Source organism: Hyphococcus sp. D3-15 (genome assembly GCF_055809375.1).
In genome coordinates, this window is record NZ_CM147910.1 from 2,828,398 (window position 1) to 2,843,602 (window position 15,205).

Below are 15,205 nucleotides of genomic sequence, written 5' to 3' on the forward strand. Positions count from 1 at the left end.
TTAAACGCGCTCAATGATCGTCGCGGTGCCCATGCCCGCGCCGATGCACAGCGTGACGAGCGCCGTCGACTTGCCGGAGCGCTCAAGTTCATCGACCATGGTGCCCATAATCATCGCGCCGGTCGCGCCCAGCGGATGGCCCATGGCGATGGCGCCGCCATTCACATTGATGTCCGAATGATCAATGTCGAGCGCCTGCATGAAGCGCAGCACGACGGAGGCGAAAGCTTCATTCAGCTCCCACAAATCAATATCGTCTTTGGTCATGCCGGCGCGCTTGAGCGCCTTTTGCGCGGCGAATTCCGGGCCGGTGAGCATGATGGTCGGTTCTGACCCGATTGACGCCATGGCGCGAATGCGCGCGCGCGGCTTCAGGCCGATTTTTTTGCCAGCCTCTTCATTGCCGATCAGCACCGCCGCAGCGCCATCGACGATGCCGGAGGAGTTGCCCGCATGATGGACGTGATTGATCTTTTCATATTCGGCGTATTTCTGCAGCGCCACCGCATCGAAACCGAAATTTTCACCGAGCATGGTGAAAGACGGGTTGAGCGCGCCCAGCGATTGCATATTGGTTTCGGCGCGGATCGTCTCGTCATGATCAAGCAGCACTTCGCCGATCACGTCTTTCACCGGCACGATGGATTTGGCGAAGCGCTTTTCGCTCCAGCTTTTCGAGGCGCGCTTCTGGCTCTCCACGGCATAGGCGTCCACATCGTCGCGGGACAATCCGTATTTGGTGGCGATGAGATCGGCGGAAACGCCTTGCGGCACGAAATAGGTTTTGAACGCCGTCGCCGGGTCGGTCGGCCAGGCGCCGCCATCGGAGCCCATGGGCACGCGCGACATCGATTCAACGCCGCCGCCAATGGTGAGATCGGCTTCGCCGGCTTTCACTTTCGCCGCCGCAATGTTGATCGCTTCAAGACCGGAGGCGCAGAAGCGATTGACCTGAATGCCGGAGGTCGTGTCCGGATAGCCGGCGTTCAAAATCGCGGTCCGGGTGACCACCGCGCCCTGCTCGCCCACTGGCGAGACGCAACCGAACGCCACATCTTCAACTTCGCCCGCATCCATCTCGTTGCGGTCGCGCAGGGCCGCCAGCATTTGCGTCGCCAGTTCGACCGGCGTCACCTCATGCAGGGAGCCGTCCGACTTGCCTTTGCCGCGCGGCGTGCGCACTGCGTCATAAATATAAGCTTCCGTCATGGGGAGCATCCTTTCGACCGTCCGGTCTTCACAGCCTGAATCTCTCGCCCGCGCCTCGGCGGCGGGCTCCGTCAAGTAGTTAGAACCCGCTGAAGGCGGTTGCAATGGCGCGTTGCAGCGCGGATTCGGCCCGTCCTTGCATTCCCTTGCCTCGCGGCTTGCGGTAAGGCGGGCGCACTGCACCAATACGGATAGCACCATGCCCCAAAATGCCTCGCTGGCGCCGCTACGGGCGCGCATTCGTGATCAATATCTGGCCCCTGAAAACACGCTCATTCCTGAACTTGTGAGCATTGTGGGCATGGACGAGGCGACTCGTGACCAGGCGCAGGCGCGGGCGGCCGAATTCGTACGCGCCGCGCGGGCGAGCGCCGAGCGGTCCGGGCTGATTGATAAATTTTTACAGGAATATGGCCTTTCCACCGCCGAAGGGGTGACGTTGATGCGCCTTGCTGAGGCGCTGCTCAGGACGCCGGACGCGGCGACGGCGGACGCCTTGATCGAAGACAAGCTCGAAGCGGGCGACTGGGGCGCGCATAAGGGCAAGAGCCCCTTCCCGCTGGTCAATTTCTCGACCCGGGCGCTGATGCTCACCGCTGCGTGGCTCGATGATGAGGAGCCGAAGGATCCGCTGCGGCGGATGGCGAAAGCGACAAAGGACGCCCTTGATCGTCTCGGCGAACCGGTGATCCGGGCTTCTGTCGCGCAGGCGATGCGCATTATGGGCGAGCATTTCGTACTTGGCGAAACCATCGCCGCCGCACAAAAACGCGCCCGTAAATATGAAGACAAGGGCTATGTCTTTTCCTACGACATGCTCGGCGAGGCCGCGCATACGGAAAAAGACGCGCAGAAATTTTTCGACGACTATAAAAACGCGATCATCGCCATAGCGAAACATTCGCGCCACGAATACGCCCCGGCGAATCCGGGAATTTCAGTGAAGCTGTCGGCGCTGCATCCGCGCTATGAATATGGCAAGAAGGCGCGCGTGCTCGCTGAACTTGGCGGCCGGGTTTGTGAACTCGCCATGTTGGCGAAAGCCGCCAATATGGGATTCAATATCGACGCGGAAGAAGCCAACCGCCTCGATCTGTCCCTCGACATCATCGAGCAGTTGATGCGCGATCCGGCGCTGACCGGCTGGGATGGTTTCGGCGTGGTCGTCCAGGCCTATCAGCGCCGGGCGCTTCCCGTGCTCGACTGGCTGGCGGCATTGTCGCGGGAAACCGGTCGCCGGATCATGGTCCGCCTCGTCAAAGGCGCTTACTGGGACGGCGAAATCAAACGCGCGCAAGTCATGGGGCTGGAAAGCTATCCGGTGTTCACTCGCAAGGCGCTCACCGATGTGAGCTATCTCGCCTGCGCCCGCAAGCTGTTCGACAATATCGATGTCTTCTTCCCGCAATTCGCCACGCATAACGCGCTCTCCGCCGCCATGGTTCAAGCGATGGCGGGCGATCACAAGGATTATGAATTGCAGCGCCTGCATGGCATGGGCGAAGCGCTGCATGACAATCTGGTTGAAACCGGCGCCAGGTCGCGCATCTACGCGCCCGTCGGCGGGCACAAGGAATTGCTGCCCTATCTGGTGCGGCGCTTGCTCGAGAACGGCGCCAACTCGTCTTTCGTCAACCAGTTAATTGATCCGGATTTGTCCGTGGATGACGTGGTCGCCGATCCGCTTGAGGAAATTGCGGCCCTGACTTCTTACCCCAACCCGCACATCCCGGCGCCGCGCGACTGCCTCAAGGGCGAACGCCTCTCCGCCAAGGGCTGGGACGAAACGCATCCGCCGACCGCCGCGCATATGTCGCCGGCTATCCGCAGCAAGCTCTCGCCAGTGACAGCGCAGCCCATCATCAATGGCGACTTGATCGCCGGCGCGCGCCATCCCGTCATCAATCCGGCCTTCACCAATGATCCGGTGGGCAATGTGGAAACCGCAGCCGCAGCGGATGTTGACGCCGCCTGCGCGGTGGCGGCCGCCTTTGCTGACGAATGGGCGGGAACACCCGCCGCCAGCCGCGCCGCGATTTTGCGCAAGAGCGCGGACCTGCTGGAAAAACGCGCCGGGCACTTCTTCACCCTCGCCGTCTATGAAGCGGGCAAGACCTGGCCCGACGCCATCGCCGAACTGCGCGAGGCGGTGGATTTCCTGCGCTATTACGCGGACCGCGCCGAAGAACTGAGCGGCGCGCCGCTCGGCGTCATCGCCTGCATTAGCCCATGGAATTTCCCTTTGGCGATTTTCCTGGGGCAAGTGAGCGCCGGTCTCGCCGCAGGCAATTGCGTCATCGCCAAGCCCGCAGAGCAAACGCCGCTGATCGCCTTCGAGGCGGTGAAGCTGCTGCATGAAGCGGGCGCGCCCGCAGGCGCGCTGCACTATCTACCCGGTGATGGCCCAACAATCGGAGCGCCGCTGGTCGCGCATCCGAAAGTGAATGGCGTCGTCTTCACCGGTTCGACCGAAGTCGCAAAGATCATCCGACAAAGCCTGCTCGACGCGGGCAAGCATGATGCGGCGCTAATCGCGGAGACCGGCGGCATCAACGCCATGATCATCGATTCCACGGCCTTGTTGGAACAAGCCGTGAAAGACACCGTCGCATCGGCGTTCCAGAGCGCCGGTCAGCGCTGCTCTGCCTGCCGCGTCGTCTGCGTGCAGGAAGATATCGCCGACCGGTTCAATGAAATGCTCAGCGGCGCCATGGCGGAACTGGCTGTCGGCGATCCCGCAGAATTGTTCACCGATGTGGGTCCGGTGATCGACGCCGAAGCCCGGAAATCCATTCAGGACTATATTGAAAAGCTGAAAATCGAAGAGACGCTGATCGCCACTGCCCCTGCGATCGCCCAGGAGGTAAGCGGAACCTTCATCCGCCCCGCCGCCTTCGAGATCCGCAAGCTGTCAGACATCAAGCGCGAGGTCTTCGGTCCCGTGCTGCATGTCTTGCGGTTCAGCGCCGACAAGCTCGATGCGCTGGTCGATGACATCAATGCGCTCGGCTATGGCCTGACTATGGGCGTTCACACCCGCATAGACGAAACCATGGAGCGTGTGGCGCGGCGCGCGCGCATCGGCAATGTCTATGTCAACCGCAATCAGATCGGCGCGGTTGTCGGCGTGCAGCCCTTTGGCGGCGAAGGCCTTTCCGGCACGGGCCCGAAAGCCGGCGGACCGCATTACCTTTCCGCCCTTGTCCAGCGTGAGCGCCCAGAGGGCGACGCGGCGGCGCCGATCATGGACAGCGAAAAAACCTCGCTGGAAAAAGCCGCTATCGAATCCGCATCTCATGCCTATCGAGTCTGGAGCGCCATCGACCGCGCTCCGTTCCTCGACGCGGCCATGCGCGCACTTGGCGGGATTGATGCAAAACTAAAAAGCGACATCACCGCCGCGCTCGCTGAATTTACGACGAATACGGAGCTTCCGGGGCCCACCGGCGAGTCCAACACGCTAAAGCTGAAAAGCCGGGGGATAGCGCTTTGCCTCGGCGGCGGCGGCGATTTGCGTCAGATGCTTCTCTCTCTCGCGGCGGGCAACACGGTAATCGCCCCGGAAGGCGAAATCGCGAGCAGGCTCGCTGATGCGCTGGAAGCCGCCGGCGCGCCGAAAGGCGTCGTCAGCATGGCCGGGCCGCACGCATCTCACGCGCTGCTGCGCGACCGGCGCATCCGCCTCGTCGTCTGCGACAGCGGTCCGGCCGCTCGCGCCGCCATCGAATCTGTGCTCGCAACACGCCAGGGGCCAATCCTTGCGCTGCTTTCAAGCCGGGACGCCCCGTGGCGTTTCGCCGTTGAACGGGCGTTAACCATCAATACAACCGCTGCTGGCGGCGACGTCAGATTGTTGTCTCTCGGCGAATAGGGCTACTATTTGCTGGATTTTCCGCCGGGCTGCGACATTCATCGCATGTAAAGAGCGGTTCACCGCAGCGCCCTTGCCCCGGCGCCGTTACGGGTCATTTTCAATGAACAAAGCCGAGACCGTAAATATGAGCACTCTTGAAGTTTCCGCCGGCGGCGCGGGACCATTCATCTCAAGCCAAGGGCGCAGCCGCGCCTGGATGAACTGGATCTTCGCCGACAAGGCGCGGATGTTCTGGATCCTGCAGATCGCAGGATGGCTCGGCTTTTTTGCGCTCCACATTCTCAGCGTTTCAACCTTCGTCGCCGGGCGTTCAACCGACTCCTTGCTTTACTCCGTCGCCTCCTCGCTGATCGGATTTCTCACTACCAGCATTCTTGCGCGGCCGATCTATCGCTTCGCCCGCCGCCAAGGGCCGGTGCTGCTGCTGTTCATGGTGCTCACCTCGACCATCTTTATGGCCGTCGCCATGTCAGCAATGAAAGCGCAGACCTTTGGCATTCTGTTCGGCAATGCCTGGATGGATTTGCGCGGCGCAAGCCTCGGCACGACCAATTATCTGTTGCTGATCGTGCCCGACCTGCCGGTGAACCTGTTCCTGCTTGGCTCATGGGCCGGATTTTATTTCGGCATCAATTATTACCTGAAGCTGCGCAACGAAATGGAACGCACCCTTTTGTCCGCCCGGCTTGCAGATCAGGCGCAACTGAAAATGCTGCGCTACCAGCTCAACCCGCATTTCCTGTTCAATACGCTGAATGCGATTTCAACGCTGGTGCTTGAGCAGGACGGCAAGCAAGCCAATTCCATGTTGACGCAATTGTCTGCGTTTCTGCGCTACTCGCTCGACAGCGACCCATTGCAAAAGACCACGCTGGCCGAAGAAGTCCGCGCCCTTGAGCTTTATCTCGCGATTGAGAAAACCCGCTTTGCAGACCGATTAAGCGTCACCTTCGATATCGATGATGATGTGGCGGGCGCCTATGTGCCTTCGCTGATCCTGCAACCGGCTATCGAAAACGCCATCAAATACGCCATCGCGCAGATGGAAGGCGGCGGCGAAATCCGCATCGCCGCAAAGCGCGAGGGCAACACGCTCTGCATGAGCGTTTGCGACAATGGGCCGAACGCGCCGGAGGATCCGTCAGCCTTGCTGCGCGATGTGAAAACCGGCGTCGGTCTCGTCAATATGCGCGACCGGCTTTCCTATCTCTATCAGGACCGCGGCGAATTCCGGTTACGCCATGTAGAACCGCAGGGCTTATGCGTCGCGCTTAGATTACCATACGAAACACGGGGAAATATCACTCAATGACAGACGAAAAAATTCGCGTCATCCTAGTCGATGATGAACCGCTTGCCTTGCGCGGGCTTAAACTCCGGCTTCAGGCTTTTCCTGAAGTGGAGGTCATCGGCGAGTGCGCCAATGGGCGTGAAGCGGTCAAAGACATCAAGGCCCATTCGCCGGATCTCGTTTTTCTCGACATCCAGATGCCGGGGCTCGACGGCTTTGGCGTGGTGCGCGCCATGATCGGCGCGCCGGCGCCGTTATTCATCTTCGTCACCGCCTATGACAAATACGCCATCGATGCTTTCGAAGCGAATGCGCTCGATTACATCGTCAAACCCGTGGAGGAAGAGCGCTTGAGCGACGCGATCCATCGCGCCCGCGAGGTCATGAAGAACAAGGCCGCCGCGAGCCGCGAATCCAAACTGATCGAAATGCTGGCATCGCTTTCCGATGATGATCGCGACCGCATCAAGGAACTGATCGCCGACCCGGCATGGAGCGAAAAACAGCGCTATTCGGAGCGTTTGTCTTTCAAGGACGGCTCAAAAGTTGTCGTGCTCGACGCCCCGGAGATCGAATGGATCGACGCGGCGGGCGACTATATGTGCATCCATGCGGGCGGAAAAACCCATATCATTCGCGAAACCATGAAGGCGTTGCAGACACGGCTCGACCCGGTGCGCTTTCAGCGTATTCACCGATCCGCGATTGTGAATATTGACCGCGTCAAGGAACTCCACCCCCATTCAAATGGCGAGTATTTCCTCTTGCTCGACAATGGCGCCGAGTTGAAACTCTCGCGATCCTACAAGGATGTGGTGGCGCGGTTTCTTTAACTGCGCAGGATTTTCTCGGCAGCCGCCAGGTCTTCCGGCGTGTTCACATTGAGAAAAGCGTTCGCCTCCCCAAACAGGATGTGGCTGGCGCTGACTTTCTCCGCGAGCTCTTTTAGGGGAAAGCCGTATCCTGCCGGCGCGCCTTCAATAGCGGCGCTCAGCGCATCACATCGCCAATAGCCGAAAGTCGGATGCAGGTTTTCACCGTCGCTGGCGATGGCGGAACCATCGCCGCGCGACAAATGCTCAAAAAGATCGGCGGGCGTAAACGGCCCATCAACCGGCGCGGTCACGAAGCCTTCCGCTTTCGGCGCATGTTCTTCGATCCAGTGAAGCGCCGACCAAAGTCCCGCCGCAGGGCCAACCGGGCCATCCTTGCGGTCTGCGAGAACGACAAGGCCCGATCCATAATCATGCGCGCCGGAAATCAGAAGATGATCGACTTGCGGCACCAGGCGTTCAACAACCCGCGCCGCCAAGGGCTTGCCGGCGAGCATTAACGCACCCTTGTCTGCGCCGCCCATGCGCCGCCCGCCGCCGCCGGCGAGGATGACGCCGATGCGCGTTCCGTCAGGCGCTTGCTGCATTGCCTGATCTCCGCTGCGGAAAGGGCCGGAAAATCATGCCTTTGCGCCCTCGCCTGAAGGTGTTTTATCGGCGGCGCCGTTGCCGGCGATGAAAGTCAGCGTAACCATACGAACTCAACCACCTCGCCGGGCTGCGCCGCCGGGGCCTGCGCCTTCCGGCGGATCAACGCATTCGCCTCGCCAAAGGGAAAGAGCAATGAACTGTCCTGATTGGGCGCCGGTGCAATCCGCCCGTCCTTTACGATGCTGCGCAAATAGGCTTCCCGCCCGCCATTGCCGTCCAGCGGCGCGGTCAGCGTCGCAGTGGCGAATGGCGCCGCCCATTGCTCACCCGAAAGGCGGCGCACCAGCGGCTGCACGAACAAGGCGGCGGTGACAATCGCCGATGCCGGATTACCCGGCAGGCCGACAATGCGCGCATTGCCCAACCGCCCGCACCATGTTGGCTTGCCCGGACGAACGGCGACTTTCGAAAACCGCTCTTCGCCGCCTTCTTTGGCGAAAGCGGATTTTACATAATCATAATCGCCAACCGATGCGCCGCCGATGGGCACAATAATATCCGCCGCCGCGCCGCGTTTGAAACAGTCGCGAATGGCGGCTTCGTCATCGGATGCGCAGCCGAGATAGGTCGCTTCGCCGCCCCAACGGTCGATCAACGCGCATAATGCGTAATGGTTTGAATTGATGATATGGCCGGGCTTCAAGTCTGCACCGGGCTCCATTAACTCGTCGCCATTGGAAAACACGGCGACGCGCGGGCGGCGATATACAGAAATCTCGGCGATATTGGCGGCGGCGAAAATCGCGCCATGTATTTCATGCAATCGCGTTCCGGCCTGCGCCAGCATATCGCCTTGCTTGAAGTCGATCCCGGCGGCGCGAATATTGCGCGGGCGTTCCTGCGGTTCATTAATCGTAATCGCATCGCCGTCGCGCGACACGTCTTCCTGAATGATCACATGGTCTGCGCCTTCGGGCACGACCGCGCCGGTGAAAACCCGCACCGCCTCGCCCTGCCCCAGGGCGCCGTTAAAGGGCGCGCCCGCCGGCGCTTCGCCGATAAGTCTCAACATCGCCCCGGGGCGCATATCTGCAAAACGCACCGCATAACCATCCATCGCCGAAGCGGCGAAGGGCGGCTGCGTCATCCGCGCCAAAACGTCCTGCGTTGCGATGCGTCCGGGAAGATCGGCCAACCCGACCTGTTCAGCACCCAGCGGCTCCGCGCCGTCAAGAACCGCGGCGATGGCTTCTTCCACGCTTAGCATGGTCTATTCACCGCGCTTGAAGTCGCCGGATTTGCCGCCGGATTTCTCGACCAGCTTCACATCCTCAATCACCATGGATTTGTCGACCGCTTTCGCCATGTCATAGATCGTCAGGCATGCGGTCATCACGGCGGTCAGCGCTTCCATTTCAACGCCGGTCTTGCCCGTGGTTTTCACCTCGGCCGTCACAACAAAAGCGCAGGCCGCATCATCAGCTTCAATGTGCAGCTTGACGCCAGTGATCGGCAGCGGATGACAGAGCGGGATAAGGTCGCTGGTGCGCTTTGCGCCCATAATGCCCGCCAGTTCGGCGACCGATGCGACATCACCCTTTTTAACGCCGCCCGAACGCACCGTCTTGTAGCTCTCCGGCGCGAACGCCACGCGGCCCTGCGCCACGGCGCGCCGTTCGGTTTCTGACTTTGCAGAAACATCGACCATGCGCGGGCGACCGGCTTCGTCAAAATGGGTGAGATCCTTCGACACTTACTTTTCCAATAGTCGCGGCATGAGTTCAACGAGATTGCAGGGCTTGTGGCGGGAATCGAGCTGGTAGGAAATCACCTTGTCCCAGCCGTCCTTCACCGCGCCGTTTGAGCCCGGCAAGCAGAAAATGAAGGTGCCCTTCGCAACGCCTCCGCAGGCGCGCGACTGCAAGGTGGAGAGACCGACGCTTTGAAAACTCACCTGATGAAAGATCACCGAAAAGCCTTCGATCTCTTTTTCAAAAAGCGGACGAAGCGCTTCCACCGTCACGTCACGGCCGGTGAGCCCGGTGCCGCCGGTGGAGATGACCACATCGACTTGCGGGTCTTCGATCCAGGCATTCACAACCTTGCGGATCGCCTCAATGTCGTCGCGCACCAGATCGCGCGCAGCAAGAACATGCCCCGCCGCCTCGACCCGCCCCGCCAGCACATCGCCGGAGGTGTCCGTGGCGCGGGTGCGCGTGTCGGTAACCGTCAAAATGGCGACGCGCACCGGCTTGAATTCCAATTCCTCGTTAATGCCCTGCACTAGTTTTCCTTTCGCCCCGTCGCTCGCCAGCGGGCGGCGTCTTTATAGTCACCTTCGCGGGGTTCAATCCATGCTTCGCTGTCCGCGCGTGTTTCCTTTTTCCAGAATATCGCCTCGGTCTTGAGGTAATCCATGAGAAAATCCGCCGCTTCAAAGGCTTCGCGGCGGTGCTTGCTCGCCACGCAGACAAGAACGATCGGCTCGCCCGGCGCGAGGCGCCCGACCCGGTGAAGGATCAGCGCAGCGTCAATCGACCAGCGCGATTTCGCCGTGGTCTCAATCTCTTCAATGGACTGCTCGGTGACGCCCGGATAGTGCTCCAGATACAGTCCCGAAACATTTTCGCCATCCGCCGCGCCGCGCACCTTGCCAAGGAAGCTCACCACCGCGCCCGCATCCGCCGCCTTGCGCTCAAAAGCGGAAAGCTCCGCCCCCGGATCGAATGGCGTTGTGCAAACACGGATCATAAGGCGCAGATCATGATCAGCCGCCGCTCACCGGCGGCAGGAAGGCGATCTCGTCTTCATCGCCAATCACCGCGTCACGGCCGGCGACCAGCTCATTGATGATGACGCGCACGGATTTTTCATTGAGCATTGCGCCAAGCGGCGCGTCCGCCGCGCCCAGCACCGAAACGAGGTCGTTGACCGTCCGCGTGTTCGCGCCAAGCGCCATGTCGCGCGAGCGACCGCCGGCCGCGTCACCCAGCTTGCCGAAAAACAAAATCCGCGCCATCTCAGCCTCCCGTGACAGACATATGCCGCGCAACGGCCGGCGCAGCGCCGCGATCTTTTATGTCGAAGGCGTGGCGTTCCGGCTTTTTCATCATCGCCCGGTCGAGCGCATCGTTCAGCGCCGCATCGGGATTGTCGCCGCGCATCGCCGCGCGCAGATCAATCTTGTCGCCATGACCGAGGCACATATAAATCTCGCCGGTGCAAGTGACGCGCACGCGGTTGCACCCGGCGCAGAAATTGTTGGTGAGCGGTGTGATCAGCCCGAGCACGCCGCCGGTTTCTTCAACCTTGACGTAACGCGCCGGTCCGCCGGTTTTCTTTTCAATGGGCGTCAGCGTCCAGCGCGCGTCCAGCGCGTCCCGCACCACCGTCAGCGGCAGATATTGATCGACGCGGTCCTCTTCGATTTCGCCAAGCGGCATCACTTCGATCAGCGTCATCTCCATGCCGCGGCCATGGGCCCATTCGATCATCGCCGGGATTTCATCCTCATTGACGCCTTTAAGCGCCACGGTGTTGATCTTGACCTTCAGCCCGGCATTCTGCGCTGCATCGAGGCCGCGCAGCACCTGACTAAGCCGGTCGCGACGGGTCAGCGTTTCGAACTTCGCATCGTCCAGCGTGTCGAGCGACACGTTGATGCGGTCGACGCCAAGCGATTTCAGAACATCCGCATGATGAACAAGCTGCGTGCCGTTAGTGGTCAGCGTCAGCTCGTCGAAATCGCCCTTTTCGAGACGGCGCTCGAGCCGCGCCATCAAGGTCATGATGTCCCGGCGCACCAGCGGCTCGCCGCCGGTGATGCGGATTTTTTTAACGCCGCGATCGATGAAGGCGCCCGCAAGCCGTTCGAGTTCTTCGAGACTCAACACATCGCGCTTGGGGAGGAATGTCATTTCCTCCGCCATGCAATAGGTGCAGCGCAGATCGCACCGGTCCGTCACCGAAAGACGGAGATAGGTGATCTGGCGGCCGAATGTGTCAGTCAATGTTTTCAGCGACATAGGTTTATGATCTTACACAATTATCGGTCTTGCAGCAATTTGGGCTTCAGGCCCGGCGTTCAAGAACATGTTAGGGGTTATCCGGCTTTCGACCCGAAACGCCGGTGGCGCAGCCGAAAAAGTATTTCCGAACCTCGGCTGACAAACCCTCCAGCTTCAATCGGCTGGCAAACGGCGCAATATCGCCAAAACGCATACAATACGCACCGATCATGGAGAAATCCTGCGCGCCTTGTAAGAAAGTCTTCTCCACAAGCGGAAGCACGCCTTTGAGGTGAAAAAGGTAGAGCGGGCGCAGCGCCCATCCTTTTGGATCTGACGCTTCGATAAAGGAGTAAACGCCTCCCGGTTTCAGGACACGCGCCGTGAGCGCGGCAAGCCTCTCCTGCTGCTCAAGGTTGAAGGTCTTGAGCCCAAATGTGGAAATCACGAAATCCGCGCTTTCGTCCGGCAGCGCGCTCTCAAGGACATCATCCTCGACAAACTCGATCATCTCAGAACGCATGACGTGAAGCCGCTTCACGGCGCGCTTGTGCATGCCCGAAGAAATATCAACCGCAGTGATCGCTTCGATGTTCTTGTTTGCACGCAGCAGATGCGGCCAGACTTCGCCGGTTCCCGCCATCAGGTCATAACCTTTTGTGCAAGAACTTGCTGAAGGCGGCAAGGCTTCGACGCATTGCCGCCGCCAGCGTTCGGTAAAGCCAAGAGAACAGGCGTAGCTGAACGCGATATAGCGCCCTGAACAGCGGTCGAACACGCCTTTTACATAGGAAGGGTCGTATATGTCCTGCATCGCTAAACCCTGCGATGCAGGACTCGTTTAGGCAAGCCCAACGATCTGGCCGTTCTTGTCGAGGCCGATCTCAAGCGCCGCCGGCTTTTTCGGCAAGCCCGGCATGGTCATGATGTCGCCGCAGACCGCGACAACAAAGCCCGCGCCGGCGGAAAGCCGCGCTTCGCGCACTTCCAGCGTGTGGTCGGACGGGGCGCCGAGATTGGTCGGGTCGGTCGAGAAGCTGTATTGCGTCTTGGCGATGCACACAGGAACGTGACCGAAGCCGAGCGCCTCAAACTCCTTGAGGCTGGTTTGCGCGGCCTTGGACAGCATGATCCCGGAAGCGCCATAGATCTCTTTCGCCACGGTCTCGATCTTCGTCGCCAGCGGCGCATCATTCGGGTAGAGCAGCTTGCCCTCGCCCGCGCCCTTGTCGAGCTCGGCTTTGACCGCATTGGCCAGGTCAACCGCGCCCTTGCCGCCTTCAGCCCAATGTTTGGACAGCGAGACGGTCACGCCGAGCTCTTCGCCCAGTTTTTTAATCACGGCGACTTCTTCGTCGGTGTCGTGAATGAAGTGGTTGATCGCCACGACCGGGTTGAGGCCGTATTTTTTCAGATTGGTGATGTGACGGCGAAGATTGACCGAGCCTTTCTCAACCGCGCCCGCATTCGGCGCGCTGAGATCGCCTTTCGCAACGCCGCCCTGCATTTTAAGCGCGCGCACCGTGGCGACCAGCACCACGGCATCCGGCCACAGGCCTGACTGGCGGCATTTGATGTCGAGGAATTTCTCCGCGCCGAGGTCAGCGCCGAAACCGGCTTCCGTCACCACCACATCGGCAAGCTTGAGCGCCGTCTTTGTCGCCATCACCGAGTTGCAGCCATGAGCGATATTCGCAAACGGACCGCCATGGATGAAGGCAGGGTTATGTTCGATTGTCTGCACCAGGTTGGGCTGCAGCGCATCTTTCAACAGCACTGCCATGGCGCCGTCAGCGCCCACATCGCGCGCCGTCACCGCTGTCTTGTCGTAGCGGCGGCCAATGATCATGTCGCCAAGGCGTTTCTGCAAATCGGCGATGTCGTTTGCGAGGCAGAGGATCGCCATGATCTCGGAGGCGACCGTGATGTCGAAGCCATTTTCGCGCGGCACGCCATTAGGCGGACCGCCAAGGCCGATAACGATGTTGCGCAAGGCGCGGTCATTCATATCGACAACACGGCGCAGGCTGACGCGGCGCGGGTCAATATTCTGTTCGTTGCCCCAGTAAATGTGATTGTCGATCAACGCCGCCAGCAAAGAATGCGCAGATGTGATCGCATGGAAGTCGCCGTTGAAATGAAGGTTGATGTCTTCCATCGGAATGACTTGCGCGCGACCGCCGCCGGCGGCGCCGCCCTTCATGCCGAAGCAAGGCCCGAGCGATGGCTCGCGCAGACAGACCATTGCGTTGACGCCGACGACATTCAAGCCATCGGTGAGACCGACGCTGGTCGTGGTTTTGCCCTCGCCCGCCGGGGTCGGCGTGATCGCCGTGACCAGCACGAGCTTGCCGTCTTTTTTGCTCTTCAGGGAGTTGATGTAGTCGAGCGAGACCTTGGCTTTGAAATGCCCGTGCGGCACCAGCGCTTCCGGCGGCACGCCGAGGCGCTTTTCGGCCAGCGGCAGAATGGGGTCCATTTTGGCGGCGCGCGCGATTTCGATATCCGGCGCGCCCGGGGCGGGCAAATTGTCTTGTGTCATGCTTTTTAAAGCCGGGTTATCCGGCCCTCCCTGCTTTTGATTGTATGTATAACATACATTTATGGGGCCGCGCGAACAAAACCGTTTCCATCTCGGCAGTAAAGCGAAATATTTGCTTCGCGGGCTTTCGCAATCGCGAAGGCGGTCGGGCCCGAAACGCTGGCCACGGCACCGACGCCCAGGCGGGCGCATTTTTCAATAATCTCATAGGAACAGCGGCTCGACATCAATACAAACCCCGCCGCCAGATCAGCCTTCTCCCGGGCGAGCGCGCCCAGCAATTTGTCGAGCGCATTGTGTCGCCCGACATCTTCGCGCGCAGTTATGATGGCGCCGTCAAGCGACGCCCAGGCGGCGCCATGCACGGTTTTGGTTAGCTGGTTCAGCGGCTGGCGCCCGCGCAATTCGCCGAGCGCACAGACAAGAGACGCAGGCGCGATCTCTGCCGGGGTTTCATCGACGCGCGGCAGGGTTTCGAAAAACATCTCGGCGTTTTCCAGCCCGCAAATGCCGCATCCGGCGCGGCCCACCAGATTGCGCCGTTGTTGCCGCAGATCGAGGCGCTCCAGTTTTTCCGGCGCGATGGAAAGATGCAGTTCGATGCCGCGTTCGCTCTGATGAATATCGACGGACGCTATTTCATCTATTGAATCGACCACACGCTCGGTCAGCGAAAAGCCGACAGAGAAGTCTTCCATGTCGGAAGGCGTCGCCAGCATCACCGCATAGTTGCGTCGATTGTAGACAAAGGCGACCGGCGTTTCTTCCGGCACTCGCCATTGTTTTGCGTCACCGCCGGAAACCGCCGCCTCGCGCTCGCGCGGCGGCGCTTCCCCAAGCGTGCGAAAAACCGTCATC

General features: G+C 60.5%; 14 protein-coding genes. 3 read left to right on the forward strand and 11 right to left on the reverse strand.

Annotated features, from left to right (window positions below; all coding sequences use genetic code 11):
- Window positions 1–1,209: an acetyl-CoA C-acetyltransferase gene (locus AC0L8G_RS14045; RefSeq protein WP_473384806.1), complete on the reverse strand. Its 1,209-nt coding sequence runs from the start codon at window positions 1,207–1,209 to the stop codon at window positions 1–3.
- A 199-nt stretch (window positions 1,210–1,408) separates the two neighbouring features.
- Between AC0L8G_RS14045 and putA the strand changes: the two genes are divergently transcribed.
- The 3 genes from putA (at window position 1,409) to AC0L8G_RS14060 (ending at window position 7,207) form a co-directional block, all read left to right on the forward strand.
- On the forward strand, window positions 1,409–5,080 hold the full coding sequence (gene putA / locus AC0L8G_RS14050) for a bifunctional proline dehydrogenase/L-glutamate gamma-semialdehyde dehydrogenase PutA (RefSeq protein ID WP_473384807.1): 3,672 nt from the start codon (window positions 1,409–1,411) through the stop codon (window positions 5,078–5,080).
- Between the two features lie 127 nt (window positions 5,081–5,207).
- Window positions 5,208–6,395 (forward strand): sensor histidine kinase, encoded by a 1,188-nt coding sequence (locus AC0L8G_RS14055; protein ID WP_473384808.1) that lies wholly within the window; start codon window positions 5,208–5,210, stop codon window positions 6,393–6,395.
- Complete coding sequence (locus AC0L8G_RS14060) at window positions 6,392–7,207, forward strand: LytR/AlgR family response regulator transcription factor (protein ID WP_473384809.1); 816 nt, start codon at window positions 6,392–6,394, stop codon at window positions 7,205–7,207. The genes AC0L8G_RS14055 and AC0L8G_RS14060 overlap by 4 nt, the downstream gene beginning before the upstream one ends.
- On the opposite strand, the gene mobA is transcribed toward AC0L8G_RS14060, so the two are convergent.
- From mobA to fdhD, 10 genes are all read right to left on the reverse strand, one after another.
- Window positions 7,204–7,794, reverse strand: coding sequence for a molybdenum cofactor guanylyltransferase (gene mobA / locus AC0L8G_RS14065; protein WP_473384810.1), 591 nt, complete (start codon window positions 7,792–7,794; stop codon window positions 7,204–7,206). The two genes, AC0L8G_RS14060 and mobA, sit on opposite strands and share 4 nt — an antisense overlap.
- Before the next feature lie 95 nt (window positions 7,795–7,889).
- Window positions 7,890–9,065: a molybdopterin molybdotransferase MoeA gene (locus AC0L8G_RS14070; protein ID WP_473384811.1), complete on the reverse strand. Its 1,176-nt coding sequence runs from the start codon at window positions 9,063–9,065 to the stop codon at window positions 7,890–7,892.
- 3 nt (window positions 9,066–9,068) lie between these two features.
- The gene (gene moaC, locus AC0L8G_RS14075) at window positions 9,069–9,506 is read right to left on the reverse strand and encodes a cyclic pyranopterin monophosphate synthase MoaC (RefSeq protein WP_473388873.1); all 438 of its coding nucleotides are present in this window, start codon (window positions 9,504–9,506) and stop codon (window positions 9,069–9,071) included.
- A gap of 45 nt (window positions 9,507–9,551) precedes the next feature.
- Window positions 9,552–10,082 carry a molybdenum cofactor biosynthesis protein B gene (moaB, locus tag AC0L8G_RS14080; RefSeq protein ID WP_473384812.1) on the reverse strand — a complete coding sequence of 177 codons (531 nt, stop codon included), beginning with the start codon at window positions 10,080–10,082 and terminating at the stop codon, window positions 9,552–9,554.
- Window positions 10,082–10,549: a molybdenum cofactor biosynthesis protein MoaE gene (locus tag AC0L8G_RS14085; protein ID WP_473384813.1), complete on the reverse strand. Its 468-nt coding sequence runs from the start codon at window positions 10,547–10,549 to the stop codon at window positions 10,082–10,084. Before AC0L8G_RS14085 ends, moaB begins: the two co-directional genes overlap by 1 nt.
- 16 nt (window positions 10,550–10,565) lie before the next feature.
- The gene (locus tag AC0L8G_RS14090; RefSeq protein WP_473384814.1) at window positions 10,566–10,817 is read right to left on the reverse strand and encodes a MoaD/ThiS family protein; all 252 of its coding nucleotides are present in this window, start codon (window positions 10,815–10,817) and stop codon (window positions 10,566–10,568) included.
- 1 nt (window position 10,818) lies between these two features.
- On the reverse strand, window positions 10,819–11,823 hold the full coding sequence (gene moaA, locus AC0L8G_RS14095; protein WP_473384815.1) for a GTP 3',8-cyclase MoaA: 1,005 nt from the start codon (window positions 11,821–11,823) through the stop codon (window positions 10,819–10,821).
- Window positions 11,824–11,893: 70 nt separating this feature from the next.
- Window positions 11,894–12,619, reverse strand: coding sequence for a class I SAM-dependent methyltransferase (locus AC0L8G_RS14100; protein ID WP_473384816.1), 726 nt, complete (start codon window positions 12,617–12,619; stop codon window positions 11,894–11,896).
- Window positions 12,620–12,646: 27 nt separating this feature from the next.
- Window positions 12,647–14,347, reverse strand: a complete 1,701-nt coding sequence (locus AC0L8G_RS14105) for a formate--tetrahydrofolate ligase (RefSeq protein ID WP_473384817.1) — start codon at window positions 14,345–14,347, stop codon at window positions 12,647–12,649.
- Between the two features lie 59 nt (window positions 14,348–14,406).
- Window positions 14,407–15,204 carry a formate dehydrogenase accessory sulfurtransferase FdhD gene (gene fdhD / locus AC0L8G_RS14110; RefSeq protein ID WP_473384818.1) on the reverse strand — a complete coding sequence of 266 codons (798 nt, stop codon included), beginning with the start codon at window positions 15,202–15,204 and terminating at the stop codon, window positions 14,407–14,409.
- Window position 15,205: the final 1 nt, after the last annotated feature.

Excerpts from the sequence above, each read along its gene's own strand:
- fdhD (WP_473384818.1), bottom strand. The coding sequence starts at position 15,204 with ATGACGGTTTTTCGCACGCTTGGGGAAGCGCCGCCGCGCGAGCGCGAG.
- AC0L8G_RS14100 (WP_473384816.1), bottom strand. The coding sequence starts at position 12,619 with ATGCAGGACATATACGACCCTTCCTATGTAAAAGGCGTGTTCGACCGC.
- mobA (WP_473384810.1), bottom strand. The coding sequence starts at position 7,794 with ATGCAGCAAGCGCCTGACGGAACGCGCATCGGCGTCATCCTCGCCGGC.
- AC0L8G_RS14105 (WP_473384817.1), bottom strand. The coding sequence starts at position 14,347 with ATGACACAAGACAATTTGCCCGCCCCGGGCGCGCCGGATATCGAAATC.
- AC0L8G_RS14055 (WP_473384808.1), top strand. The coding sequence starts at position 5,208 with ATGAGCACTCTTGAAGTTTCCGCCGGCGGCGCGGGACCATTCATCTCA.
- moaA (WP_473384815.1), bottom strand. The coding sequence starts at position 11,823 with ATGTCGCTGAAAACATTGACTGACACATTCGGCCGCCAGATCACCTAT.
- AC0L8G_RS14045 (WP_473384806.1), bottom strand. The coding sequence starts at position 1,209 with ATGACGGAAGCTTATATTTATGACGCAGTGCGCACGCCGCGCGGCAAA.
- AC0L8G_RS14090 (WP_473384814.1), bottom strand. The coding sequence starts at position 10,817 with ATGGCGCGGATTTTGTTTTTCGGCAAGCTGGGTGACGCGGCCGGCGGT.
- putA (WP_473384807.1), top strand. The coding sequence starts at position 1,409 with ATGCCCCAAAATGCCTCGCTGGCGCCGCTACGGGCGCGCATTCGTGAT.
- AC0L8G_RS14060 (WP_473384809.1), top strand. The coding sequence starts at position 6,392 with ATGACAGACGAAAAAATTCGCGTCATCCTAGTCGATGATGAACCGCTT.
- AC0L8G_RS14085 (WP_473384813.1), bottom strand. The coding sequence starts at position 10,549 with ATGATCCGTGTTTGCACAACGCCATTCGATCCGGGGGCGGAGCTTTCC.
- moaC (WP_473388873.1), bottom strand. The coding sequence starts at position 9,506 with ATGGTCGATGTTTCTGCAAAGTCAGAAACCGAACGGCGCGCCGTGGCG.
- AC0L8G_RS14070 (WP_473384811.1), bottom strand. The coding sequence starts at position 9,065 with ATGCTAAGCGTGGAAGAAGCCATCGCCGCGGTTCTTGACGGCGCGGAG.